The sequence below is a fragment of the Pseudodesulfovibrio sp. lm2024 genome, assembly GCF_051175575.1.
Classification (GTDB): domain Bacteria; phylum Desulfobacterota; class Desulfovibrionia; order Desulfovibrionales; family Desulfovibrionaceae; genus Pseudodesulfovibrio; species Pseudodesulfovibrio caledoniensis.
Window position 1 is genome coordinate 3,931,719 of the sequence record NZ_CP195092.1, and the last position, 25,571, is coordinate 3,957,289.

The 25,571-nt window shown below is 65.3% G+C and carries 20 protein-coding genes; 13 read left to right on the top strand and 7 right to left on the bottom strand.

Translation table 11 applies throughout. From position 1 onward, the window contains the following. Nucleotides 1-5: 5 nt before the first annotated feature. Nucleotides 6-1,268, bottom strand: a complete 1,263-nt coding sequence (locus ACR42D_RS18325) for an HD-GYP domain-containing protein (protein ID WP_484568226.1) — start codon at nucleotides 1,266-1,268, stop codon at nucleotides 6-8. Between the two features lie 297 nt (nucleotides 1,269-1,565). Here ACR42D_RS18325 and ACR42D_RS18330 point away from each other — a divergent pair, with 297 nt between their 5' ends. Beyond that, nucleotides 1,566-2,147: a phage connector family protein gene (locus ACR42D_RS18330; RefSeq protein ID WP_484568227.1), complete on the top strand. Its 582-nt coding sequence runs from the start codon at nucleotides 1,566-1,568 to the stop codon at nucleotides 2,145-2,147. Between the two features lie 50 nt (nucleotides 2,148-2,197). On the opposite strand, the gene ACR42D_RS18335 is transcribed toward ACR42D_RS18330, so the two are convergent. The 3 genes from ACR42D_RS18335 to ACR42D_RS18345 all read right to left on the bottom strand — a co-directional run bounded on the left by ACR42D_RS18335 (nucleotide 2,198) and on the right by ACR42D_RS18345 (nucleotide 5,678). Next, nucleotides 2,198-3,472: a transcription antitermination factor NusB gene (locus ACR42D_RS18335; RefSeq protein ID WP_484568228.1), complete on the bottom strand. Its 1,275-nt coding sequence runs from the start codon at nucleotides 3,470-3,472 to the stop codon at nucleotides 2,198-2,200. A 97-nt stretch (nucleotides 3,473-3,569) separates the two neighbouring features. Next, nucleotides 3,570-3,761 carry a hypothetical protein gene (locus ACR42D_RS18340; RefSeq protein WP_484568229.1) on the bottom strand — a complete coding sequence of 64 codons (192 nt, stop codon included), beginning with the start codon at nucleotides 3,759-3,761 and terminating at the stop codon, nucleotides 3,570-3,572. Between the two features lie 15 nt (nucleotides 3,762-3,776). Continuing rightward, complete coding sequence (locus ACR42D_RS18345; RefSeq protein WP_484568230.1) at nucleotides 3,777-5,678, bottom strand: molybdopterin-dependent oxidoreductase; 1,902 nt, start codon at nucleotides 5,676-5,678, stop codon at nucleotides 3,777-3,779. Nucleotides 5,679-5,872: 194 nt separating this feature from the next. Between ACR42D_RS18345 and hisS the strand changes: the two genes are divergently transcribed. The 5 genes from hisS to ACR42D_RS18370 all read left to right on the top strand — a co-directional run bounded on the left by hisS (nucleotide 5,873) and on the right by ACR42D_RS18370 (nucleotide 11,858). Further along, entirely contained in the window at nucleotides 5,873-7,114 is a 1,242-nt protein-coding gene (gene hisS / locus ACR42D_RS18350) for a histidine--tRNA ligase (RefSeq protein ID WP_484568231.1), read from the top strand. 265 nt (nucleotides 7,115-7,379) lie between these two features. Beyond that, nucleotides 7,380-9,200: an aspartate--tRNA ligase gene (gene aspS, locus ACR42D_RS18355; protein ID WP_484568232.1), complete on the top strand. Its 1,821-nt coding sequence runs from the start codon at nucleotides 7,380-7,382 to the stop codon at nucleotides 9,198-9,200. 341 nt (nucleotides 9,201-9,541) lie between these two features. Next, nucleotides 9,542-10,039, top strand: a complete 498-nt coding sequence (gene def / locus ACR42D_RS18360) for a peptide deformylase (protein WP_484568233.1) — start codon at nucleotides 9,542-9,544, stop codon at nucleotides 10,037-10,039. Next, entirely contained in the window at nucleotides 10,027-11,028 is a 1,002-nt protein-coding gene (gene fmt, locus ACR42D_RS18365; RefSeq protein WP_484568234.1) for a methionyl-tRNA formyltransferase, read from the top strand. Before def ends, fmt begins: the two co-directional genes overlap by 13 nt. Continuing rightward, nucleotides 11,019-11,858: a DUF116 domain-containing protein gene (locus ACR42D_RS18370; RefSeq protein ID WP_484568235.1), complete on the top strand. Its 840-nt coding sequence runs from the start codon at nucleotides 11,019-11,021 to the stop codon at nucleotides 11,856-11,858. Before fmt ends, ACR42D_RS18370 begins: the two co-directional genes overlap by 10 nt. A gap of 658 nt (nucleotides 11,859-12,516) precedes the next feature. Here ACR42D_RS18370 and mobB read toward each other — a convergent pair. After that, a complete protein-coding gene (mobB, locus tag ACR42D_RS18375) occupies nucleotides 12,517-13,056 on the bottom strand; it encodes a molybdopterin-guanine dinucleotide biosynthesis protein B (RefSeq protein WP_484568236.1) in 540 nt (179 codons plus the stop codon). A gap of 203 nt (nucleotides 13,057-13,259) precedes the next feature. Between mobB and ACR42D_RS18380 the strand changes: the two genes are divergently transcribed. From ACR42D_RS18380 to pstA, 4 genes are all read left to right on the top strand, one after another. After that, nucleotides 13,260-14,486, top strand: coding sequence for a molybdopterin molybdotransferase MoeA (locus ACR42D_RS18380; protein WP_484568237.1), 1,227 nt, complete (start codon nucleotides 13,260-13,262; stop codon nucleotides 14,484-14,486). Between the two features lie 510 nt (nucleotides 14,487-14,996). Then, a complete protein-coding gene (locus ACR42D_RS18385) occupies nucleotides 14,997-15,806 on the top strand; it encodes a PstS family phosphate ABC transporter substrate-binding protein (protein ID WP_484568238.1) in 810 nt (269 codons plus the stop codon). Between the two features lie 86 nt (nucleotides 15,807-15,892). Next, nucleotides 15,893-16,819: a phosphate ABC transporter permease subunit PstC gene (gene pstC, locus ACR42D_RS18390; RefSeq protein ID WP_484568239.1), complete on the top strand. Its 927-nt coding sequence runs from the start codon at nucleotides 15,893-15,895 to the stop codon at nucleotides 16,817-16,819. Between the two features lie 10 nt (nucleotides 16,820-16,829). Continuing rightward, nucleotides 16,830-17,762 carry a phosphate ABC transporter permease PstA gene (pstA, locus tag ACR42D_RS18395; protein WP_484568240.1) on the top strand — a complete coding sequence of 311 codons (933 nt, stop codon included), beginning with the start codon at nucleotides 16,830-16,832 and terminating at the stop codon, nucleotides 17,760-17,762. A 245-nt stretch (nucleotides 17,763-18,007) separates the two neighbouring features. Here pstA and ACR42D_RS18400 read toward each other — a convergent pair whose 3' ends face one another. Both ACR42D_RS18400 and ACR42D_RS18405 read right to left on the bottom strand, forming a co-directional pair. Beyond that, entirely contained in the window at nucleotides 18,008-19,090 is a 1,083-nt protein-coding gene (locus tag ACR42D_RS18400; protein WP_484568241.1) for a glycosyltransferase, read from the bottom strand. A gap of 2 nt (nucleotides 19,091-19,092) precedes the next feature. After that, complete coding sequence (locus ACR42D_RS18405; protein WP_484568242.1) at nucleotides 19,093-21,798, bottom strand: bifunctional acetate--CoA ligase family protein/GNAT family N-acetyltransferase; 2,706 nt, start codon at nucleotides 21,796-21,798, stop codon at nucleotides 19,093-19,095. A gap of 236 nt (nucleotides 21,799-22,034) precedes the next feature. Between ACR42D_RS18405 and ACR42D_RS18410 the strand changes: the two genes are divergently transcribed. From ACR42D_RS18410 to ACR42D_RS18420, 3 genes are all read left to right on the top strand, one after another. Continuing rightward, nucleotides 22,035-22,535, top strand: a complete 501-nt coding sequence (locus ACR42D_RS18410) for a hypothetical protein (RefSeq protein ID WP_484568243.1) — start codon at nucleotides 22,035-22,037, stop codon at nucleotides 22,533-22,535. Between the two features lie 146 nt (nucleotides 22,536-22,681). Then, nucleotides 22,682-23,137, top strand: a complete 456-nt coding sequence (locus ACR42D_RS18415) for a Med9 domain-containing protein (protein ID WP_484568244.1) — start codon at nucleotides 22,682-22,684, stop codon at nucleotides 23,135-23,137. 178 nt (nucleotides 23,138-23,315) lie between these two features. After that, nucleotides 23,316-25,157: a hypothetical protein gene (locus ACR42D_RS18420; protein WP_484568245.1), complete on the top strand. Its 1,842-nt coding sequence runs from the start codon at nucleotides 23,316-23,318 to the stop codon at nucleotides 25,155-25,157. Nucleotides 25,158-25,571: the final 414 nt, after the last annotated feature.

Sequence of the window (25,571 nt, forward strand, 5' to 3'; positions counted from 1 at the left end):
GACGGCTAGCCGTTTTCTTCGGTGAAGTGGCGGAACTCGGCCAGGGCGCGGCTCTGGACCATGGTCCGGACGGCGTCCAGGTGGTCGTGGTTCTCGATGACCAGGTTGACGATGTCCACGTCCAGGAAGCCGCTGTCCGCCATGGAGCGGAGCACGGCCACGGTCCGCTCGCGGGTCATGCCCTTGCGATAGGGACGGTCCTCGGTGATGGCCGTGTGCACGTCCGCCACCTGCATGATCCGGGAGCCCAGCGAGAGCTCCTTTTCCGTCAGTCCCAGGGGATATCCCTTGCCGTTCAGGCGCTCGTGGTGCTGGGCCGCCCAGTCGGCCACCTCGCCCAGGCCCGGGATGGCCCGAAGGACCTCGGCGCTGACCGTGGCGTGGTCCTTGATCCGGGTGTACTCGTCCTCGTCCAGGGCGCTCTGCTTGTCCAGCAGGGAGGTGGGCACGGCCAGCTTGCCGATGTCGTGCAGGTTCCCGGCCAACCGCATGGCCTTCTGTTCCTTCTCGTCCATGCCCGCCAGCCGGGCCAGCAGGACCGCGGTCTCGGCCACCCCCGCCGAATGGGTGGCCGTGTGGCGGCTCCGGAAGTCGATGATCCGGGTGAAGAAGCCGGAGAAATCGATGAGCTGGTCCGGGGTGATGCGCACGTCCAGAAGGTCCTGGGAGAGCATCTCCCTGACCGGCCGGTCCGTGTTCTCCATCAGCGGCCAGAACAGCCCGCCCTCGGTCAGTTCCCGGAAGGCGGCCGTCAGCTCCGGGGCATAGAGGTCCGAGGTGAACCCGGCCACGGCCCGCTCCACGTCTCTGTGCTCCCGCATGCGCGCGCCCATCCGGCGCAGGATGTCCACCCGGTCGGCCAGATTGAGGATGTTGGCCAGCAGCAGCGTCTCGCGGTCGCCCTCCTGGCGGATGACCCGCAGGTCGCGCCAGCTGGTGTGGTGGTACAGGACCATGCGCGAGGCGCGCTCCAGGAAGGGATGGTCCTTGAGCAGCCGGTAGCCGACCACGGCGTGCTCCTCCAGGTCGGCGTCGAAGCTCAGGCCGTCCAGGGCCAGGTCCATGGAGAACGCCCCGATATCGTGCAGCAGCCCGGCCAGGAGCAAGTCCACCAGGGAGGAGGGCTTGATGCCCACGCGGTTGCCGAGAACGGCGGAGGCCAGCCCCACCCGGCGGTGGTGCCCGGTGACCGTGGGAGAGATGTAGTCCAGGGCGGTGGAGATGCCGCCGGCTATGTCGATAAGTGAGACGTCTTCCATGTAGCGCATACTGTCATCTGGATACATATGTTGAGTCGGCTGTGAATCCCGAGGAATGATCCTTTTTTACTCGGGCACTGCCAATTATATTTCGTGAGGGGGAAGGCAACCACACCCGAAAACGGTTGTCAACACACGGTGACACCTCCTGCAATGGGCACCGCGCTAACCCTGTCAAGTTGATTTTCCCTGCCGATCGGACGCTTTTCCTTGTCATTCGCCGACAAAGGCGGGGCACGGCGAAAACGCGTGGTACGCTTTGCCCGCCGGGATGCCCGAAACCCTAGCGAAGCGAGGAACACGCATATGGCAACGAGTGTGATAGAAATCTGCAACAACGCCCTGCTGGACCTGGGAGAGGACGCGATCATGTCCCTGGGCGACGACTCCAAGGCCGCCGGGCTGTGCAACCACCGCTGGCCCGCCGTGCGCGACGCGGTCCTGCGCGCCCATCCCTGGAACTGCGCCATGGCCCAGGCCGAACTGGCCGCCGGGGCCGTGGCCCCCCTGTGGAAGTGGGCGTTGCGCTACGTCCTGCCCACGGACTTTTTGCGGATCATCGCCATCACCGGCGCGGACGGCGGGGAGGTCCGGGACTGGGAGATCCAGTCCGGGGTCGTCCTGTGCAACGAACAGGCTCCCCTGTACATCGCCTACGTGCGCCGCGAGACCGACCCCAAGAAGTACGACGCCCTGCTGTCCGAGGCGTTGTCCGCGCGAATGGCCGCCACCCTGGCCTATCCCCTGTCCGGGTCCACCTCCCTGGCCCAAGCCTGCTGGAAGACCTACCAGGACAAGCTGGCCGAGGCGCGCGGCGTGAACGCCCGCGAGGGCGTGCCCGAGCCCATTGCACCGGCCACCTGGCTGGGGGCCAAGCTCGGCGGCTGACGAAAGTCGGAAAACGGCGCGCGGCCCCTGACAGGGCCGCGCGCCTGGAATTATTTCACGGAGAGGGACGCTGCGTAGAAGAACTCGTTCAGCGGCGAGTCGGACGGCGTGGTCCATTCGCGCTCCACGGACACCCGGTCATTGTCCCCGATGAACCGGGCGACCAGCCCCTGGTTCTCCTCGGGGTTGAGGGTGCAGGTGATGACCGCGATGCGCCCGCCGGGTTTGACCTGCGCCAGGGCGTTGTCCAGGATCTCCCGCTGCAGCAGGGTCAGGTCGCCCAGGTCGGCGGGCTTGCGCTTCCACTTGGTGTCCGGGCGGCGCGAGAGCACGCCCAACCCCGAGCAGGGCATGTCCAGAAGGACGGTGCCGGGCGTGCGCGGCGGCTCGGCCGTGGCCGCATTGGCCTCGAAGACCTCCACCCCGTGCAGTTCGCGCTCGAGCGCGGCCAGCCGCCCACGGTGCGGGTCCGAGGCGAACACGTCCAGACCCTTTTCCAGCAGGATGCGGGTCTTGCCCCCGCGTCCGGCGCAGGCGTCCCAGACCGGACCCTTCCAGATCTCCGGCTCCAACGCCTCCAGGGCCTGGCGCGCCGCGAACGACTGCCGGGCCAGGGGCGGGTCGGGCTCGCCCTCGAAAGCGGTGCCCGCGGGCAGGGCGAAGCTCATGCCCTCGATGTCGATCAGTTCGGGCCAGCCCGCGATCTCGGTGTACAGTTCATCCGCGTCGGGATGGCCGAAGAGGTTGAAGCCGAGCGCCGGGGGTTTGATCTGCGCCTCGAGGTAGTCGATGGCCGTCTTCTCCCCGTATTCGCGCCACCACAGGTCCACCAGCCACTGGGGGCAGGCGTACCAGCGCGACAGGAATTCAGGCAGGGAGGCGTCCTTGCGGAAAAAGTCGGGGTCGTGGGCGTCCTCGCCCAGCTCGGACACCCTGCGAAGCACGGCGTTGAACAGCCCGGCCAGCCGCGCGCCCGGCTTGGACTTGGAGAACTCCACGGCCCAGTCCACCGAGGCGTAGGCCGGGATCTTGTCCAGGAACAAAATCTCGTAGGCGGCCACGCCCATGGCCAGCCGCATCTTGGGATTGAGCTTGCCCGGGTCCTGGAGGAACCGGGACAGGACGTACTCGATACGCCCCTTGAGCCGAAGATAGCCGTAGCTGAGTTCCGTGGCCAAGCCCACGTCGCGCGGATCGTCCACCCCGGAGGACAGGGCCGCGTCCAGGGCGGCCTGGATATCCTGCCGGTTCATGAGACAGCGGAACAGGGCTTCGAGCGCCGCCCGCCGCGCCGACGGCAGGGGCTTTGATGAACGTGCTTGCATACGTGCCTAAATACCCTGCCGGCCACCGGTTGGCAAGCGGCAGCGCATGGCAACGCCGTGACAAAGCGCGAACGCCCCCGTCCGCGCGGTCGAAACTCTATTCGAAGATCTTCTTGGCGGCCTCGCCCGCGTCCTCGGCGGCCTTGTCCATCTGCTGGCCCGCCTCCTGGGCGGCCTTGTCGATCTTCTTGCCCGCCTTTTCCATGGGGCCTTCCTCGCTGCACCCGAAGGCCACGGTCAGGACGGCGAGCATGCACGCGATGGTCAGCATTTTCTTCAGCATTTTCATTGGATATCCTTTCAGTTAGCGGTTTTCCAGGCGGCACGTCTGGCTGTAGTAGGCCGTGCCGAAGGCCATGTCCGTGTTCATGGGCCGGATGATGGCGTTGGCCCCGTGGCCGTATTTCATCCATCCGTCCCGGCGCATGATCACGGCCCGGGGGTGCAGATCATCCACGGTCAGCACCCGGACCTGCATGGCCCCGAGGTCGGTGGCCAGATATACGTCCGCGGACAGGTCAAGGACACTATATGCCGGATTGGCCTTGGAAATCCAGACTGTGGGCACGCCGCGCTGCTCTTTCTCGGGAATCTGCGAGTGCAGGAACTCCCCGCGCACCAGGGTCAGCAGCTGCAGGGGATAGTCCGGGTCCCGCTCGGGCTCGGCATGCAGCGCCTCGGGGAAACGGTACAGCCCGTCCAGGTGGCCGAAGACCAGGTCCTCGAAGGCCACGTAGGGGTGGTTGACCTTGGCGAACCCGTTTTCACGCAACTCGTCCAGGGACACGTTCGAGCGCTTGAGCCCCTCGCGCAGGCAGGCGTCCTTGTCCGGCAGGCGGATGGGATCGCGCAGCCGCGAGCCCAGGTCGGCCAGGATGTCGAAGTCCGGCCGCGCCTGTCCGCGCGGGGCCACGGCCGGGGCGCAGAGGTTGACGTAGTTGTGCACGAAGGAACCGAGCACGTCGAGGCGCTCGAACATCAAGGCGGGCGGCAGGATGACGTCGGCCCGCATGGCCGTGTCGTTCATGAACCCTTCCACCGCCACGGTGAACGGCGCGGCCAGCGCGTCGGCCACGGCCAGCGAGTCCGGCACCTGGTTGACCACGTTGTGGCCGTCGATCCAGACAAACGCCACCGGCGGATCGGCCCGGCGCAGCTCCGCGCCCAGATCCTGCAGGAGCAGCCTGCGCCGTTCGCCGGGCGCTTCGCCGCCCTGTATCAGGTGCGCCCAGGAGCCGAAGTTGCGGGCCGAGGAGATGTTGTAATAGGAGCCGCCGCCGCGTACGCCGACGTTGCCCGAGACCATGGCCACGGCGTTGATGAAGCGGACGTTCTCGCCGCCGAACACGTGGCGCTGCAGCCCCCAGCCGATGACCGTGGCCACGTTGCCCCGGTCCGCGTACCACTCGTAGACCATCTCCGCGTCCGAGGGCGGGATCTCGCAGGCCGCGCACAGCTCGCGGAACTTCAGGCCGTCCACCAGCCCGCGCAGGGCGGGCCAGTTGGCGGTCCGGGTCAGGACCCACGGGTTGAGGTCACCCGCTTCCAGAAAGAGCTTGAGCACGGCGGCGGCCAGGAAGCGGTCCGTGCCCGGCCGGATGACGACGTTGACGTCCGAGAACTCGGGCGTGCCGTCCCCGCCGGGCGAGACGGTCAGGACCTCGGTGCCGTTCTTGCGGGCGCGCTGGAGCAGGGCCAGCTGGTGCACGGAACAGCGGGTCAGGTCCCGGCCCCAGTTGACCACCCGGTCGCTGTTGAGAATGTCCTCGGGATCGTTGTGGTTGAGCACGCCGAAATCGCGCAGGCACGCCTCGATGCCGGTGTCGTCGCACACGCAGCCATAGGTCGTGGACGCGCCCAGCCGCTCGAAAAAGTGGGTGCTGGCCGTGCCCAGGATGCCCCGGTAGCCGTGGCCGTGGACGTGCAGGATGGACTCGGGCACTGCCCTGGCCGCGTCGAGCTTCTCGGCGATCAGGCCGAGGGCCTCGTCCCAGCTTGCGGGCGCGAATCCGTTGCCGCGCCGGATGAGCGGCTCGGTGATGCGCTCGTCCGCGTCCAGCCGCTCGAAGTAGCGGCCGCCCTTCTTGCAGCAGAACCCCTTGGTGAACGGGTGTTTCGGGTTGCCCCGGATGGTTTTATTGTCGGCGTCGATCAGCAGCGAACAGGCGTCGCCGCAGTCCATGGTGCATGCCGTAACGGTCTTCATGCGCATTCCCCCTGGCCCGGAGAGTGGAGTATTGGACGCGCGAGGTCAAATCAAAAGAACCGAAGGGGGACTTCGGCGGAACTCCTACCCCGCGCCGCATTCCGCACCACACTCTTTTTGACAATCATACGGGTTTGGTCTAACCAGATTCGGTTCCAGCGACCCTACATCTATTTAAGGATATTGAACGCGACATGGCGAAAGTACAAAAAATAAAGGGATTCGCGGACCTCTTTCCCGATGAGGCCGCCAAGTACACCTTCATGGAAAAGTGCGCCCGCGAGGTCTTTTCGCGCTACGGTTTCGGCGAGCTGCGCACGCCCATCCTGGAGAAGACCGAGCTGTTCCAGAAGTCCATCGGCGAGGACACCGACGTGGTCGGCAAGGAGATGTTCACCTTCCCGGACCGCAAGGACCGGTCCCTGACCATGCGCCCCGAAGCCACGGCGGGCGTGGTCCGCGCGTTCATCGAGTCCAAGATTCATCAGCCGGGCAACATTTCCAAATTCTTCACTTTCGGGCCCATGTTCCGGTACGAGCGTCCGCAGAAGGGCCGCCAGCGCCAGTTCCACCAGATCGACGCCGAGATATTCGGGGCGGACGAGCCCCAGGCCGACGCCGAGCTGATCCTCATGCTCAAGGCGTTTCTCAACGCCATCGGGCTGACCAAGCTGACCATCGAGATCAACTCCCTGGGCTGCCACGACTGCCGCCCGGCCTACAAGCAGGCCCTGGTGGACTATTACAAGTCCAAGGACAAGGCGAATTTCTGCGAGGACTGCCAGCGCCGCATGGAGACCAACCCGCTGCGCGTGCTCGACTGCAAGGTGCCCACCTGCAAGGCGCTGGTCGAGGACGCCCCGGTCATCACCGACCACCTCTGCCCGGACTGCCAGACCCACTTCGCCGACGTCCGGGCCATCCTGGACGGGGCCAAGGTGCCTTACGAGCTCAATCCCCGCATGGTGCGCGGCCTGGACTACTACGTGCGCACCTGCTTCGAGGTGACCAGCAATGACATCGGCTCCCAGACCGCAGTGGCGGGCGGCGGCCGGTACGACGGCCTGGTCAAGAACCTCGGCGGCCCGGACTGCCCGGGCACCGGCTTCGCCTGCGGCATGGAGCGGCTCGCCCTGCTCCTCGGCGACATGCAGACCGACGCCCCGGATTTCTACCTGGCCGTGGTCGACCAGGAGGCCTCGAACGAGGCCATGCTCTTTGCCCAGGCCCTGCGCGAAAAGGGGCTGACCGGCGAGGTCAGCTTCTCGGGCGGGTCCATGAAGTCGCGCATGCGCGCGGCCAACAAGTCCGGGGCCAGGACCTGCCTGATCATGGGCGGCAGCGAACTGGCCGACCAGACCGTGACCATCAAGGACATGGTCGGCGACCGGGAACAGGAAACCCTGGACCGGAAGCTGTACCTGGCGAGTCTGTAGAAAGAAATTTGGATGCCGCTGCGCGGCGGGGTCGGGTGACTTCGCCTCCGGCGGCCAAAGGCCGAGGGCCTTTGGAATCCCGTGTGCGGCTTCGCCGCAAGGTTGTGTACCCAAGCCTTCAAACGGCGGCCCCGCCCGCCGAAGGCGCGACAAAAAGTTTTGGAAGATCCTTAAGAAACCTATTTCAAAAGGTTTCTTAAGCCGCCGGAGGCAAGCCCCCGCAGGGGCCGCCGGAGGCCATACAATACGAGATACCGGAGAGAGAATGTCCGAACTAGAAAGAGATTACGACGAGTACCGCGTCATCGAAGACCTGGCAGGCTGGCGGCGCACGCACCACAACAACGAGTTGACCGCCGCCAACATGGACGAGGAAGTCTGCCTCATGGGCTGGGTCCAGTTCCGCCGCGACCACGGCGGGCTGATCTTCCTGGACCTGCGCGACCGCGAGGGGCTGACCCAGGTGGTCTTCAACCCCGAGGACAACGCCGACGTGCACGAGCGCGCCCACGCCATCCGTCCCGAGTACGTGATCGCAATCAAGGGCAAGGTCCGTCCGCGCCCCGAAGGCATGGCCAACCCGAACATGGTCACCGGCGAAGTCGAGATCGAGGTCACGGACTACAAACTCCTGAACACCTCCGAGACCCCGCCGTTCCCCATCGAGGACCGCGTGGAGGTGGGTGAGAACCTGCGCCTCAAGTACCGCTTTCTGGACCTCAGGCGCCCGTCCCTGGCCCGCAATTTCGTGATCCGCAACAAGGCCGCGCAGTCGGTTCGCCGCTACCTGGACGGTCTGGGCTTCCTCGAGGTCGAGACCCCGGTGCTGACCAAGTCCACCCCCGAGGGCGCGCGCGACTTCCTGGTGCCCAGCCGGGTCAACCAGGGCGAGTTCTACGCCCTGCCCCAGTCCCCGCAGCTGTTCAAGCAGATGCTCATGGTCTCGGGCATGGACCGCTATTTCCAGATCGTCAAATGCTTCCGCGACGAGGACCTGCGCGCCGACCGCCAGCCCGAGTTCACCCAGATCGACATCGAGATGTCCTTTGTGGACGAATCGCTGATCCAGGACATGGCCGAGGGCATGGTCAAGCGGCTCTTCAAGGAGACCATCGGCGTGGACCTGCCCGCCGAGTTCCCGCGCATGACCTTTGCCGACGCCATGCGCGACTACGGCGTGGACAAGCCGGACCTGCGCTTCGAGCTCAAGCACATCGACATCACCGACGTTTTCAAGAACTCCGGGTTCAAGGTCTTCGCCTCCTCCGAACTGGTCAAGGTCATGGTCGTGCCCGGCGGGGCCGAGCTGTCCCGCAAGGAGATCGACGAGTACACCAAGTTCGTCGAGATTTACGGATCCAAGGGTCTGGCCTGGATCAAGGTCAAGGAGGACGGCGAGTGGCAGTCCCCCATCGTCAAGTTCTTCTCCGAGGACGAAATCGCCACCCTGCGTGAGCGTTCCGGCTGCAAGCCCGGCGACATCCTGTTCTTCCAGGCCGGTCCGGCGGACATCGCCAACGCCGCGCTCGGCAACCTGCGCTGCGAGCTGGGCAAGCGCTTCGGCCTGATCAAGGAGGGCGAGTTCAAGCCCGTCTGGATCACCGACTTCCCGCTGCTCGAGTGGGCCCCGGACGAGAAGCGGTTCGTGGCCCGGCACCATCCCTTCACCTCGGCCCGACCCGAACAGATGCAGATTCTCAAGGACGACCCGGCCCAGGCCATCGCCCGCGCCTACGACCTGGTCATGAACGGCTACGAGGTCGGCGGCGGCTCCATCCGCATCCACACCGAGGACCAGCAGCAGGCCATGTTCGCCGCGCTGGGCATTCAGGAGGAAGAGGCGCGCGAGAAGTTCGGCTTCCTCATGGACGCGCTCAAGTTCGGCGCGCCGCCCCACGGCGGCATCGCGTTCGGCCTGGACCGCCTGATCATGATCCTGACCGGCTCCAAGTCCATCCGCGACGTCATCGCCTTCCCCAAGACCCAGAAGGCCACCTGCCTGATGACCGAGGCCCCGTCCGAGGTCCCCAACAAGCAGCTGCGCGAACTCGGGATTCGGCTGCGCGAGAAGAAGAAAGAAGAGTAGGAACGAAGATGCGAGAGGGGAACCTTTTGAGAAAGGTTCCCCTCTCGCGCTCTCCCTTCAAAACTTTTTAGCGCCGCTTCGCGGGATGTATCGGCCGCGAAAAGTCTACCGATTACGGCTGGTTTCACTTTGAAACTGGCCTTTTGAATTTCCGTAATTATTAAGTTAATAGACAAGACCGATTCCGCCGCAAACGGGACCAAACGCTCCCCTCCACTCTCCCTGCGGCGCGATAAAAAGTTTAGGAAAAAGAGGGGATGGGGGTTCGGGGGAAGGGGAGGAAAAACCCTTTTCTCAAAGGGTTTTTCCTCCCCTTCCCCCGACCGCCGGAGGCAACCACAATGCGATTAGAGATATGTACCTGGCCTGACGAGGTCCTCGAGGCCAAGGCCGAACCCATCACCGAGATCACACCGGAGCTCGAGGAACTCATCGAGAACATGGTCGAGACCATGTACGAGTCCGACGGCGTCGGCTTGGCCGCGCCGCAGGTGAACCGGTCCATCCGGCTGATCTGCGTGGACCAGACCGGGCCCAAGGAGCGCGGCGACCTGCGGGTGCTGATCAACCCGGAGATCGTCGAGTGCGACGGCGAGGTGGAGTCCGAGGAAGGCTGCCTGAGCTGCCCGGAGCTGAACCTCAAGGTCAAGCGCAAGGAGCGGGTCAAGGTCAAGGCCCTGAACCGCGCGGGCGAGGAAATCTGCGTGGAGACGGAAGGCTTCCTGTCCATCATCCTGCAGCATGAGATCGACCACCTGGACGGCGTGACCCTGGCCGACCGGGCGGGCCGCCTGAAACAAGCCATGTACCGAAAGAAGGCCATGCGATGGAAGAAGTAGCCAACGGCGTGAGCACGCCCGAATCCTGGGGCGCGGTGGACCTCAAGCCGCTGCGCGTGGTCTTCATGGGCACCCCGGACTTCGCGGCCGAGGCGCTCTCGACCCTGCTCAAGTTCGACGCCGCCGACGTGATCGGCGTGTACACCCAGCCGGACCGGCCCTGCGGGCGCGGGCGGCAGTGCAAACCGTCGGCGGTTAAACAGGTGGCGCTGGAGAACGACATCCCGGTCTACCAGCCGGTGAATTTTAAGGACCAGGCCGACGTGGACCAGCTGGCCGCGCTTGAGCCGGACGTGCTGGTAGTGGCGGCCTACGGCCTGATCCTGCCCCAGTCCGTGCTCGACATCCCGGCCATCCTGCCGCTGAACATCCACGCCTCCCTGCTGCCCCGGTGGCGCGGCGCGGCCCCGATCCAGCGGTCCATCGAGAACGGCGACGTGGTCACCGGCATCTCGATCATGAAGATGGAGGCCGGGCTGGACACCGGCCCGGTCATGGTCCAGCGCGCCCTGCGCATCGGCTACAACGACCACGCGGGCACCATCCACGACGAGCTGGCCAAGCTTGGCGGCATCTGCATCTGCGAGGCCCTGGCCCGCCTGCAGACCGGAGCCTACGACCTCAAGCCCCAGGACGACTCCCTGGCTACCTACGCCAGGAAGCTGGAGAAGCAGGAGGGCGAGATCGACTGGAGCCAGTCAGCCGAGTCGATCCACAACCGGATCCGGGCCATGTATCCCTGGCCCGGCGCGTTCTTCGACTGGACCAATCCGGAAGGCAAGGTCCTGCGCCTGCACGTGACCCCGGGCGAGGTGTCCGAGGAGACCACCCAGCAGATCGCGCCCGGCACGGTGCTGGGCGAGATGGACGGCAAGCTGGCCATCACCACGGCGGACAGGATATACCTGACGCCGGAGGTCAAACCCCAGGGCAAGAAGGGCATGGACGCCACGGCCTTTACCTGCGGGTACATGAAGGAATGCAAGTAGGAACCCCGCTCGAACAACCCCGGGCCGTACGCCGGGCGCGCAAGCGCCTGTTCGTCGGCCTGATCAGCGTGGCCTGTTTCGTCATCTGCGTGCTGCTCGGCCTGCTCTGGCTGGTGCCGTACGTGGGGCTGGACAACATCCACCCGGCGGCCAAGTGGGTCCTCGGCGCGTTGGTCCTGGGTCTGCTCGGCCTGGTCTGCGTGGCCTACTGGGGGTTGTTCCTGAACATCGTCACCAAGAAGCCCCTGCCCGGCGCGCGCCGATTCCGGGGGCTGACCATCAAGCTGTTCCTGCCGCTCATGGTCCTGCTCGGCCGGGCCTTCGGCATCGCCAAGGAACACATCATGCTGTCGTTCATCTCGGTGAACAACGACATGGTCCTGGCCGAGGCCGGACAATACGCGCCCGGCGACATCCTCCTGCTCATGCCGCACTGCCTGCAGAACTCCAAGTGCGACCGGCGGCTGACCTACGACATCAACAACTGCGTGCGCTGCGGCAAGTGCCCCCTGGCCGGGCTGCTCGAGTTGCACGACAAGTACGGCGTGAACCTGGCCATCGCCACGGGCGGGACCATCGCCCGGCGTATCGTGGTCCAGCTGCGGCCCCGGCTGATCATCGCCGTGGCCTGCTACCGCGACCTCTCCTCCGGCATCCAGGACACCTACCCCCTGCCCGTGTACGGCGTGCTCAACGAGCGGCCCCACGGCCCCTGCCTCGACACCACGGTTTCCCTGGCCACGGTCGAAAAGATGCTCGGCCGCTTCATCGATCCCACCAAGGCCAAGGACGGCCGGACCATTTCCACGGGCCAGGCCGCCCAGGCGTAATCTCTTTATCTTGTCGGCCGCCGACGGGCGGTGCGGATTCGCCGGACTGCGGCGGGCTTTGGATGAGCGCGGGAGACTGGCCGCGCATCCGCGTCGGAGCTCTTGGCTGTCCGCCCTACTTTTGGATTTCGCCTTTACGGCGACTTCCTTTTTTGCCGGCGCAGAAAAAAGGAAGCAAAAACTGCGCTGTGGTGCCAGCGCGCGCAAGCGGACCCAAGAGCCCGTAGCGGCTTTCGCTGACTGGATCGATTGTCTGCTGCGCAGACTCGATCCAGCCTCGCTTCGCCGCCGAAGACGGGCTCTAGGGTCCGCTTGCGATTGCTGCCCTGCGCCTGTGGGGATTGGGCCGCCGCGTTAAACCTGGCGTAAGGCCCGGCAGGAACTTCTTTCGACACTCCATGGAGCGATTCGGGTGCGCAGCACCCGACAGCGGCTCTCTCTTCCCGACGCCTGAGCGTACTCGGGATAGGCTTTCGAGAGTGGGTCAGCTGTGCATTTTCTTCCGGTGGGCGCTGACCGCAGCGTGCCTCAGCTCTTAGGCCGAGCTTGCTTGGTCTTAGAGATGACGACAGCAACGATAGCCGTCTACGTGAGGATCAGCGCCCGCCGGAAAAATGTGCAGATGGCCCGCTATCGGAAGCCGCCCCCCGTAAAAAAATCAGTCATGTGTATCCCACATCCCATTGTATACCCATCCAAAGTACTTGCGGGCGATGTAGGAAGCCACTTCAGCGGCGTCTTCGAGGCCAAACTTGGGAACGTCGGCATCCGCGCCCCGGTCGGTGACCATGGCGACGAGCTTCCGGGCGTGCTGGTTGTGCCGATCGCACAAGGGATGGACATGGGCGTCCTTGCGGTAGACCTCGATCTTGGGCTGGTCGGAGTTGAAATACCCCTCGGCCAAGACCAGGTCCTTGTCCGCGAACAGGGTCTCGGCTAACTCCTCCAGGGAGCGTTCGCGGTCCACCGATTTGATCATGGCCACGCGGTCGGGAGAGGAGACCACCACGGTTTCGGCCCCGGCGCGCTTGAGCCGCCAGGAGTCCTTGCCCTCCACGTCCATCTCGAAGGAATGGGTATCGTGCTTGACCGCGCCCACGGACAGCCCGAGCTTGCGCAGCTCGGGGATAAGTTTCTCCATGAAGGTGGTTTTGCCGGACTTTTTCTTGCCGACGATGCAGAGTATATGCTGTGACATTTCAATCCTTTCAGGTTGGGATACAGGGACGCGGCCAGGGGTCCGCAACAGCCCCCCGGCGCAACGCATCTACAGACTTTTTATCATATATTAAGGGCGCAAAGGGTGCAATTATTATGGGAGCCGGGGGCCGATCCTTTACAACGTGTCGGGCGGGTGCCAGTATGGCACTCTCCAGCCCCGCAAACATCCCGAGGAAGCCCATGCAGACACCCATTTCCCGTAAGGACGCGGTCAGGAAACTGCTCCGCCGAGCCCGCCCCGCCGAAGTGCGGCCCGCGCCTCCCATGGACGGCGTGGGCCTGGCCGCCGGGCTGGATGTGGCCGCCCTGTGCGACGTGCCCGAGCACGCCTGCTCGGTGCGCGACGGCTACGCGGTGCGCAGCCAGGACGTGGCCCGGGCCAAGCCCATGGCCCCGGTGCGGCTGGAGGTGAAGGGGTGCCTGCGGGCCGAATCCGCCGACCCGGACACCCTCGAACCGGGCACGGCCGTGCGCGTGCTGACCGGCGGTCCGGTGCCTCCGGGCGCGGACGCGGTCTATGCCGAAGAGGACGTACGGGAGGAGGAGGGCCACATCCTGGCCGCCGAGCCCGTGCGTTCCGGCTGGTTCGTGCGCGCGGCGGGCGGCGAAATCGCGGCAGGCACGGTAATCACCCCGGCGGGCAACGAGATCACGCCCCAGGCCGCGGCGGTCATGACCCGCACGCGCGTGGACTCCATCCTGGTACACCCCCGGCCCCGAGCCCGGCTCATGGCGCTGGGCAGCGAGCTGGCCAAGCCGGGCCTCGACCCGGTCGAGCTGCCCGCGCCCGGCACCGCCCGGTTCCCGGCCGACAACCTGGTCCTGCTCAAGGGGCTTTTCGAAGCGGCCGGGGCCGCCGTGGAACAGACCGGGGTCATCCCGGACGACCGCGACAGGCTGGTCTCGGTCCTGTCCGGACCGGACCTGCCCGAGATCATCGTGACCACGGGCGGCACGGGCAACAGCGAGCGGGACTTCGCCTATGAGGCCGCCCTGGAGGCAGGCTTCGAACCGCTCTTCAAGCGCATCGACATCCGCCCCGGCCGGAACATGTTCGCGGCCGCGCGGGCCGACAGCCTGCTCTTCGGCCTGCCCGGACCGCCCGCAGCGGGACACGCCTGCTTCCACGCGGTCATCCTCCCGGTGATCCGCACCCTGCGCGGCCTGCCCGAGCCGAAACAGCGCACCGCCCGGTTCACCCAGGCCATCAACGCCCGGCCCGGCTCCGAATGGCTGGTCCAGTGCCGCCTGGAAATAGAGGGGGCCACCCTGACCGCCACCCCCCTGGCCGGAAAAACCGTTCCCCCCATGCACGGCCTGGCCCGGGCACACGGCCTCGCCGTTCTGCAAAGCGGCCAAACCCTCACCCCCGGCGACGAAGCCGAGATACTGACCACGCTGTTCTAAAAACGCCTGCGGCGCCCGGGGGAAGGGGAAGGAAAACCCTTTGAAAAGGGCTTTTCCTTCCCCTTCCCCCGGACCCCCATCCCCATCCTTTCCGAAACTTTTTGTCGCCGCTTCGCGGGTTACGAACGCGATTATCCGGTCTGTAACCAGCCATATTGACTTCAGCGTCAATCATCAAACAGCTTCTAGCTCGCCTCCCTCCCCTGGAGCGAATCGGGTGCGCAGCACCCGACAACGGCTCTTTCACCGCGCTAGCACAAGGCTTTCGAGAGTGGGTCAGCTGTGCATTTTCTTCCGGCCGCGGCAACCGCAGCGTAGCCGTCTACGTGAGGATTGGCGCGGCCGGAAAAAATGTGCAGATGGCCCGCTATCGGAAGCCGCCCCACCCGAAAACTGTCACTGACCTTTCGAGAGGCCGTCACGAAGATGTAACACGACAGGTCTATCACTACGGCACATGTCGACGAGGAATGGATTTTGATCATAAATTCTTTAAGGAAGGTATCTCTGATGAAAAAACTGCTCATTGCTTTCGTGACCCTGGCTGTGCTGAGCGTGTCCGCTCTGTCCTTTGCCGCCGAAATCCGCGTCAAGGGCTCCACCACCGTGGACCCGGCCATGAAGAAGCTGGTGGCCGCCTACCAGACCGCCAACCCGGGCGTGAATTTCTCCATCTCCGCCACCGGCTCCGGTGACGGCGCCAAGGCGATCATCAACAAGACCGCCGACATCGGCATGATGTCCCGCGACATGAAGCCCGCCGAGATCGAAAAGTGCAAGGCCAACGGCATCGAGCCCGTCCAGTACGTCATCGCCCTGGACTGCCTGGTTCCCATCGTGCACCCCTCCAACCCCGTGTCCAAGATCACCACCGCCCAGCTCAAGGACATGTACCAGGACAAGATCCGCAACTGGAAGGACGTCGGTGGTGAAGACGGCATGATCGCCCTGTTCTCCCGCGAGACCAACTCCGGCACCTACGAGGTCTGGGAAAAGAAGGTCATGAACAAGGAAGACGAATTCGACATGGTCTCCCGCATGCCCTCCAACGCCGCCATGGCCGCCAAGATCGCCGGTAACAAGAAGGGCATCGGCTACGTGGGCCTGGGCTTCCTGAACCCCAAGATCAAGGCCCTGGAAGTGAACGGCGTCATGCCCTCCGTGGCCACCGGCAAGTCCGGCGAGTACCCGCTGTCCCGCGGCCTGAACCTGTACACCGGTGGCCAGCCCACCGGCGAGATCGCGAAGTTCATTGACTTCGTGATGTCTCCGGCCGGCCAGAAGATCATCGCCGAAGTCGGCTTCGTGCCCATGATCTAGCCTTCACGGCATAGAGACGAAGACAACAACGTCCCGTCGGGGTGGCTTTCCGCCCCGACGGGATCACGTATCAAAGGCGGAAAAGAATGCTCGTTTCACGGTCCACCAAGGAAAAGCTCATCCGGGGCATGTTCCTGGCCTGCGCCAGCGCATCGATCCTCGCCCTCGGGCTGATCATGTACTTTCTGATCTCCGAAGCCCTGCCCACGTTCACCGGCTTCAACGCCATGGGCGAGAAGATCAGCGGACTGAATTTCTTTGATTTCATCTTCGGCACCGACTGGAAGCCCATCTCCGCGAATCCGCGCTGGGGCATCCTGCCGCTGATCATGGGCTCCTTCTGGGTCACCCTGATCTCCTCGATCATCGCCATCCCCCTGGGCATCATGACCGCCGTGTACCTGGCCGAGATCGCGCCCAACAAGGTGCGCGAGATCGTCAAGCCCATGGTCGAGTTGCTGGCCTCGCTACCGTCGGTGGTCATCGGCTTCTTCGGGCTGGCCGTGGTCGCCCCGATCATGCTCGAACTCTTCGATATCCGGTTCGGCGTGAACATGCTCAACGCCTCGATCATGCTCGCCTTCATGGCCGTACCGACCATCACCTCCATCGCCGAGGACGCCATCCACTCCGTGCCAGCCGAGGTCCGCGAAGGGTCCCTGGCCCTGGGCGCGACCCGGTTCGAGACCATCTGGCGCGTGGTTCTGCCCGCGTCCCTGTCCGGGCTGTCCACGGCGGTCATCCTGGGCATGTCCCGGTCCATCGGCGAGACCATGGTCGTGCTCATGGTCGCGGGCGGCGCGGCACGCATCCCGACCTCCATCTTCGACCCGGTCCGGCCTATGCCCGCCTCCATCGCGGCCGAGATGGGCGAGACCAGCTTCGGCCTGGAGCGGCACTATTTCTCCCTGTTCGCCATCGCCATGGTGCTCTTCATCATCACCTTTCTCTTCAACCTCCTGGCCGACCACATAGCCCACAAATACAAGCAGGTCGGCTCGGCCAGCCTCTAGGAATAAGGACATGTCTGAAATGGTAAGCACCGAAATGACCTTGAACGGTTCCAACATTCCGGACACTCCGGGCATGCGCCTCAGGCGCAAGGCGACCCAGGAGATCTGGTTCACCCTGTTCAGGATCGCCGTGGCCATCAACGCCCTGGCCCTGTTCATCATCGTGGGCTATATGGTCTACTACGGCCTCCCGGCCATCAGCTGGGACTTCCTGTTCACCCAGCCCACCGAGGGCGGGCTGGCGGGCGGTATCTTCCCCTGCATCGTGGGCACCTTCTATCTCTCCCTGGGCTCAATGGCCCTGGCCCTGCCGCTGGGCGTGGCCGCGGCCATCTACCTGCACGAATATGCCACCCCGGGCCCGTTCATGCGCGTGGTCAGGCTGTGCATCAACAACCTGGCAGGCGTGCCGTCCGTGGTCTTCGGCCTGTTCGGCATGGCCTTTTTCGTGGCCGGACGCGACCTCGGCGGCCTGGGCATGGGCGTGTCCATCGCCTCGGGCTGCATGACCCTGGCCGTGCTCATCCTGCCGGTCATCATCGGCACCTCGGAAGAGGCGCTGCGGAGCGTGCCGGACACCTACCGCGAGGCCTCCCTGGGGTTGGGCGCCACCAAGTGGCAGACCATCTTCAAGGTGGTCCTGCCCTCGGCCATGCCCGGCGTGCTGACCGGCTCCATCCTGTCCATCTCCCGCGCGGCGGGCGAAACCGCGGCGATCATGTTCACGGCCGCGGCCAGCTACAACCCGACCCTGCCCAAGTCCATCTTCAACGAGGTCATGGCCCTGCCCTACCAGATCTATTCCCTGTCGGTCTCCTCCACCGACCCCGAGGCCACCCTGCCGCTCCAGTACGGCACCTCGCTCGTACTGGTGGCCCTGGTCCTGGGCATGAACCTGGTGGCCATCATGCTCCGCTCCCACCTGCGCAAGAAGCTGACCTAGATCACACGACGAACCGCAAGAAAGCCCCTGTACCGACACTCGGTACAGGGGCTTTCTTTCATGAAGCACCACGCGCCGCTAGGCGCATACCCGGGATGCAAGGGTGCGAACCCTATCGCTGCTGTCGCTATCTCTAAGGCTCGCAGACTCGCCTAAGAGCTAGTGCTGCCCGCCGGAGGCGAAGTCACCCGACACCGCCGCGCAGCGGCTTCAACTCCTGATTTTTCTATAACCAAACGGTGGGCCTACAGGCTCGCATACAACCGGGCGTAATCCCCGACCATGCGTTCCACGGCGAACTTGCGGCGGCCGGACAGGAAAGCTTCCTGGCCCATCTGGCGGACCAGGGAGCGGCTGGACAGGACGGACAGGGCGGTGGCCACGAACTGGTCGCGGTCGCCGGGCGGCACGAGCATGCCGGTCATGCGGTCCACGATCTGCTCGGGGATGCCGCCCACGGCGTAGGCCACCACGGGCAGTCCGGCGGCCATGGCTTCCAGGACCACCAGGGAGTGGTTGTCCGCACGGGTGGGATAGAGCAGGACATCGGACGCGGACATGAGCAGGGCGAGCTTTTCGCGGTCCACGTAGGGCCACAGGATGAAATTGTCGCGCCGCTCCTCGCGGTCCCCGCCCACGGCGAAGCAGACCAGGTCGGGCAGTTTCTTTTTCAGCCGCTCCCAGAGTTCCTGCCAGGCATCGCCCGACTTGTAGGCCGCGTTCATGCCGCCGTGGGCCGCGAACAGGGCCACGCGCGCGGCCGGGTGGATGCCGAGCCGCTTGCGGGCCTCGGCCTTGGCGCGCAGATCGGCGGGCCAGGGGATGCCGTTGGGGATGACCCGAACCGGCCGGAGCAGGTGGGTCTTGGCCAGCCGGGCCAGCCAGCGCGACGGGGCGGCCAGGACCGGATCGAGCCGTTTTATTTCGGCCAGCTTGCACTTGCGCAACTCGTCGGCGTCCCGGAAGTTGCGCGGGCAGGGAGCGGCGCAGCCGTCCTCGGAGATGGGGCAGTCCAGGGGATAGGGGCAGCCGCCGGTGAACAGCTCGCAGTCGTGCAGGGTGACGACCACCTTCGCGCCCGTGGGGATGGCCCCGAGCAGGGCGGGCCAGTCGCCGGTGCAGTGCACGTGGGCGATGGCCCCCTCGGGCAGGCGCGCGCCGAAGTCCTCGGGCGGGATGGCCGCCACGTCCGCCCTCTCGGCCAGCTCGAAGGACAGGCTGGAGTCCACGTCAAAGCGGGCCAGCCCCTCGAGCAGAAGCCGGGCCACGCGGGTGGCCCCGCCGCTCGACTCCAGGCCGGTGTGGTGATGGACCGGGGGCAGGGTCATGCCTAGATTTCCACCTTGTCCATATCCAGGACCATGTCCACCAGATCCGGGTCGTGGGGATCGGGCGCGATCTCGAAGCCGAACTTTTTGGAGAGCCCCTGCATGGCCTTGTTCTCGAGCATGGTCTGGCCGGTGAGCAGCCTGGTGCCGCGCTCCTTGGTGTACTGGATGCCCTTGTAAAATAGCATGGAGCCCAGCCCTTCGCCCTTCATGTCCGAGCGGACCACGATGGCGAACTCGGCCTCGGAGTTGTCCGGCTTGGTATTGGTGCGCATGACGCCCAGCGTCTCGGGCTCGCCGCGCTCGGTCAGGGCCGTGGCGATGAAGGCCATCTCCCGGTCGTAGTCGATCTGGGTGAAGCGGGCGATGTCCTTGTGGTCGAAATCGCGCTGGACCACGCCGAAGAAGCGCAGACGCAGGTCCTCGTCGGACAGGCTGGCCAGGAACACGCGGTGGGTGCCCTCATCCTCGGGCCGGATGGGCCGCAGGGTGATCTGCCGCCCGCTCTTGAGGGTGACGCACTCCTCCAGCTCGCGGGGATAGGGCCGGATGGCCAGCCGGGACTCGCCCTCGTCGTCGAACGGCGCGATGTCGATCTTGGCGTCCAGGGCGAGCACGCCCTCGGAGTCGGCGTAGAGCGGGTTGATGTCGATGGATGTGATCTGGGGCACGTCCACGATGAGCTGGGATATCTGGATGATGGTCAGGCAGATGTCGTCGATGTCCGCGGGCTGGTGCGACGGGGTGCCCTTGAGCAGGGTGCTGATGCGCGTGCGCGAGACCAGCTCCCTGGCCAGGGACATGGACAGGGGCGGCAGGGTCAGGGCCTGGTCCTGGATCATCTCGCGGGCCATGCCGCCATGGCCGAACTGGAGCACCGGGCCGAAGATGCCATCCAGGTGGGCGGACACGGACAGCTCGTGCGCGCCGGGCCTGCGGCCCATCTTCTGGACCGTGAACCCCTCGATGTAGGCGTCGGGCCGCTCGCGGGTGCAGCGGGCCAGGATGGAGGCCGCGCCCTCCCAGACACGCTCGGGCGTCTCCAGGTCCAGGAGCACGCCGCCCACGTCGTAGGGTTGGGGAATCTGCGGACTTCTGAGCTTCAGGGCCACGGGATAACCGAGCTCGTCGGCCGCGATGACCGCTTCCTTGGCGGACACGGCGATGCGCGTCTCGACCACCGGGATGCCGTAGGCGGCCAGGATGTCCTTGGCCTCGGGCTCGGTCAGGGATTCGCGCCCGGTTTGCAGGGCCCGGTCCACTATCTTGCGCGCCCCGGCGGTGTCCGGAAAAAAGTCCGTGGGCAGGGAGTCCGGGGTCTCGATGAGCATCTCCTGGTTGTGCAGATACTCGGCCATGTACAGGAAGGCCTGAACCGCCTGGGACGGGGTCTCGTAGGTGGGGATGCCCGCGTTGCGAAAGACCTCGCGGGCCTGCCCGGCCTGGCCCGAGCCGAGCCAGGCGGTCAGAACCATGCGCCGGACCCGTTTCAGGGAGTCGCGGATGGCCTCGGCCACCTCCACGTCGGGCTGGGCGGTCCAGGGCACGTGCATGGCCAGGATGCCGTTGGAATTCTTGTCCTTGATGAGCAGCTTGAGGACCTCGGAATAGGCCTTGCCGTCGGCGTTGAACGGGATGTCCACCGGGTTGGCCCGGGACCAGTTGCTCGCGCCGAGCACCGCGTCGATGCCCTTGACCGTGTCGTCGGACAGGGGGGCCATCTCGCCGCCGCCCACCAGCAGCCGGTCGGCGGCCAGGATGCCCGCGCTGGTCCCGTTGGTCAGGATGGCCAGCTTGCGGCCGAAGACCTGGCGCGGCGCGGACAGGGTCTGGGCCGCGTCGAACAGGCCGTCGATGTCCTCGACCCGGAGCATGCCCGCCCTGCGGAAGGCCACGTCGTAAATTTCGTCCGAATAGCGGGCCTCGCCGGTCTCGCGCTGCTTGAGCTGGGCGAACACGGTGTCCAGGGCCTGGCCGGGCCGGATAACCAGCACCGGCTTGTTGCGCGAGGCGGCCCGGGCCGCGGACATGAACTCGCGGGCGTCGCGGATGGACTCCACGTAGAGCATGATGGACCGGGTCAGCGGGTCCGAGCCGAGATAGTCGAGGATGTCGGCGAAGGTCACGTCGATACGGCTGCCCAGGGCGACCATGTGCGAGAAGCCCACGCCCTTGTCGATGGCCCAGTCCAGGACCGTGACGAACAGGGAGTCGGACTGGGAGATGAAGGCCACTTTTCCCGGCTCCACCCTGGCGTGGGCCAGGGAGGCGTTCAGGTTCATGGACGGGACCATGAGCCCCAGAGACTTAGGCCCGAGGATGCGGATCTCGGGCGGCTGGGCGATGGACAGGATGGTGTGCTTGATGTCCTCGCTCTCGTCATAGGACATGGACGCGAACCCCGCGCCCATGAGCACGGCCGCGCGCGTGCCCCGCTCCCGCAGGGAATGGATGACCTCCGGGACCTCGTCCAGCGGTGAGCAGACCACGGCCAGGTCCGGGGTCTTGGGCAGATGCCTGACCGAGGGGTGGGTCAGCACCCCGGCGATGGCCTCGGCCTGGGACGAAACCGGCATGACCGGCCCCAGGAAGCCGCCGGCCATGATGTTGCGCATGACGATGTGGCCCGCGTTGCGAGGGTCGTTGGTGGCGCCGATGACCGCCACGGACTTGGGCTTGAAGAGGTATTCGAGATTGGTGACGCTCATGTGGCTCCTTGGCGTGTCGCGACAGGACGGTTCAGGCAAAGGATAGCGTCTTTTACCGCCATGAGGCAACCGCAGAATGGGCTTGCCAGACGTCCGCCCGGCCCCCCTGCCCGGGCCGGGCCAAAGGGCGTTTCTATATTTTTATAAAAATATGCATATGAGCCTAAAGTTATCTCAACGTGGTCCGATAAGCTGACCGAGGGAAGTTCCATGCACGCAACAAGGGAGTGCGGACCATGGCGATCGAATCATTGATGCAACAGGCCGGGACTTTCGTGGACACGCTGACCATCAAGCCGGCGGCCACGGACAAAACCGCATCCGAAACCGCCCAGGAGGCGCGGGTTCCCGAGCAGGGAGACTCCGTGACCATCTCCGAGGAGGCGCGCGCCCTTGCGGCCGGAGAAGAATCCGGCGAAACCGGGGAGACCGGCGATTCCAAGGTGGGGATCGACAGCCTGGAGCAAGAGGAAGACCAGGGAGAGAGCGAGATCGACCAGATCATCCGCATGCTCAAGGAACAGATCCAGCGCATCCAGGAAGAGATCAAGGAGCTGGAGAAGTCGGACATGCCGGAGAAGCTCAAGCGGACCATGATCCAGGACAAGCAGGTCATGCTCATGGATCTGAACGACCAGCTGAGCGACGCCCTGGAAAAGAAGATGAAGAACATCGGCGGCTCCGTGGGCGGCGGCACCCCGGCCGAAGGGTTCGGCAACTCGGTCTCGTCGTTCTGATCGCGAACGGACCGCATGAACCGGTTACGGCCGGTCCCTTTTTGGTGGGGCCGGATATCGGCTAACCTGTGAGAATAAAGCTTTCTATGCACGGCCCGACAAGCCGGGTGAGGGGATGACCATGCAGCCACAAAGGAGTGCGAACCATGGCTATCGAATCATTGATGCAGCAGGCGGGGGCCTTCGTGGACGCGCTGACCGTCAAACCGGCGGCCACGACCAAGACCGGTGATGAAGCCGCCCTGGAGGCACGGGTTCCCGAGCAGGGCGACACCGTGACCATCTCCGAGGAAGCGCGCGCCCTGATGGCCATGGAAAAGCCCGGCGACTCCCATGAGCTCGACCAGGAAAAGGACATGGACCAGACCATCGACTCCCTCAAGAAGCGCATCCAGAAGCTGGAGGAGGAGATCAAGGCCATCGAGGACGGCGATCTCCCCGAAGACCGCAAGCAGGTGCAGCTCCAGGAAAAGGAGGCCATGCTCATGGACCTGCGCGATCATTTGCTCAAGGCCGAGCAGACCAAGCTCAAGGTCACCGGCATGGCCGACGGCGGCGGCACCCGCGCCAACGGCTTCGGCAACTCCGTCGAGAACTTCTGATCCCGGCCCGCCGCCGGACCGGCCCCATGACGGAGGCCACCCTTCCCCGCCTATTCAGGGCGGAGAATATACCCCTTGACGCCCTTTTTCCCCCTCGTATATTGTAGATATACGCCTGAAGGCCCCTTCGCGGGCGCATGCGGACCATGGAAGGCCCGCTCGGCGGGGAGAAAATCCCATGTCCATGGGAGTTACCGATTTCATCGTGGCCGGACCTCCGGGTCAGGTCAGCGCGGGCCCGGCAGGCTCGTTCCAGGCCGGACCGCCCGGCCAGATATCCATTGGCGAACCCGGGCACGTGCCCATCGACGCCACGCCAGCGCGCGTGCCCATCGACACGTCCATGGCCCGAATCCCCTACTCCGCAGCCACCAGCGGCGGCCTCGCCTCGGCCTTTGCCGGCGCGGCCTCCGGCGGCGGGCTGACCGCGGGCTCGTCCTCCTCGCACATCGGCGGCGGAGGCGGCGGGGGCGGCTCCGTGGGCAGCGCCACCGGCATGGGCAGTACCGGCGGCGGGGGCGGCGGCAACTCCACCGGCCAGGGCACCTCGGGCGGGTTCTCGGTCTCGGGCGGGGCCAACGTGCCCATCTCCACCGAGGGCGGCCGCACCAACGCATCCTCGACCACGGGCGGCGGCTCCGTTCAGTCCGGCGGCGGCAGCGGGCCGAGCCAGGGCTCCTCGGGCGGGTTCGCGGTCTCGGGCGGGGCCAATGTGCCCATCTCCACCGAAGGCGGCCGCACCAACCCGGCCCCGGCCACGGGCGGCAACCCCAGCGGCCCGGTGGGCGGCAACCCGGTCGAGCACCCCGGCTCACCTCCGACCCGGGCCGCAGGCAACGTGACCATCGCCCCGGGCCTGGGCGTCCAGCCCATATCCCCGGCGGGCAGCGTGTCCATCACGCCCAAGATCGGCTTCTCCATGCCCACCCTGACCGGGTTCGTGCCCATCACCCCGGGCGGAACCATCATGGCCCACCGCATGACCAGCCCGCACGGCATGTTCTTCGGGCACACCCAGCACTGGCCCAACGACGTCTTCCACCACTCGCGCCATTCCTCGCCCTACGTGCGCCCCGTCGTGCCCATGGCCCCGTGGGTGCCGACCTCGGACGGCTACGCGGAACCCTTCTCCCCGCCCAAGACCGAATTCGACCAGGACATGGGCCGGGGCGCGCCCATCGACATGAGCTCCGAATACTCCATGCGCATCGACCAGACCCAGGACATCGAACAGAACCGCCAGGTGATCCAGAACAAGACCATTGACCAGGTCCTGGACCAGTCCATGAACCAGTCCATCGAGCGCAACGACCGGTCCCTGACCCAGAACGAATTCGACAACTCCTCCCACCGCAACCTGGACCTGTCCACCAACCAAACCACCGAGAACACCGAAAAGGTCACGCAGAACTTCAACAACGACAACCAGTTCTCCAATGTGACCAACGTCACCAACGAACAGGACAACTCGCGCAGCTTCACCAACCAGGAGAACCACGAAACCACCCTGGCCAACGAAAACACCGACGTGCGCAACGTGGACGCCAGCCAGAACACCACCGAAAATCACATTGTGGAACGGACCGAGCAGGACAATTCGCGGACCAACGTGACCACCGAGCTGCACTCCTCCCTGGCCTACAACGACACGCACGTGAACGAGATCGACAACTCGCGGCGCGAAGAAACCACCACGGCCTACAACTTCACCGACCAGGACAACTCCCGGACCACCTACGTCAACGACAACGACACCATCCTCGAGGAAAACCGCTCCGTAACCATGGCCTTCCCCGAATCCCGGATCATGGAGGCCGACAACTCCACCACCCTCAACCAGATCAACAACTTCGAAAACGTGGACCGCAGCGTTTCGGAAATCAACAATATCGACGCCAGCCAGACCCACTTCACCACCACCGAAGACCCCACCTACGTGTTCGACAACTCCTCGCGCACCTTCCTCAACTTCGCCGCCCCCGAACGCACCGGCGGCGCCATCGTGGTCGGCAACGCATAGTCCGAAGGACCTTACGCAGGCGTTGGAAATGCCTCCGGCGGGCCCTCGCCGGGCGGCGTCTCCGACGGCCTAAGAACCTTTTGAAAAAGGTTCTTAGGAATCTCCAAAACTTCTTGTGTCGCCTGCGGCGAAGGGCGTGCGGCGGCGGAAGGCTGGCAAGGGACGTCTTCCGCCGTGCCGGTGAGCGATTTCGGGTAGAAAAAACGGATCGAACGGCATGCTTTTTTTCCTTAAGGAGCACGCCGTTTTTTCTACCCGAAATCGCGGGGTTGTTTTTGAAGAAGGCGTGACAACTAAAGAACATCCGCTTCACCAGCAGTCGAAAAACGCCGCAAAACCCATTTCACGAGTTTCGCCCATGCCCGCCTGCGGCGTTGGCAACCGTCCCGAAGGGTTTGCGCCGGCCGGCCCTCC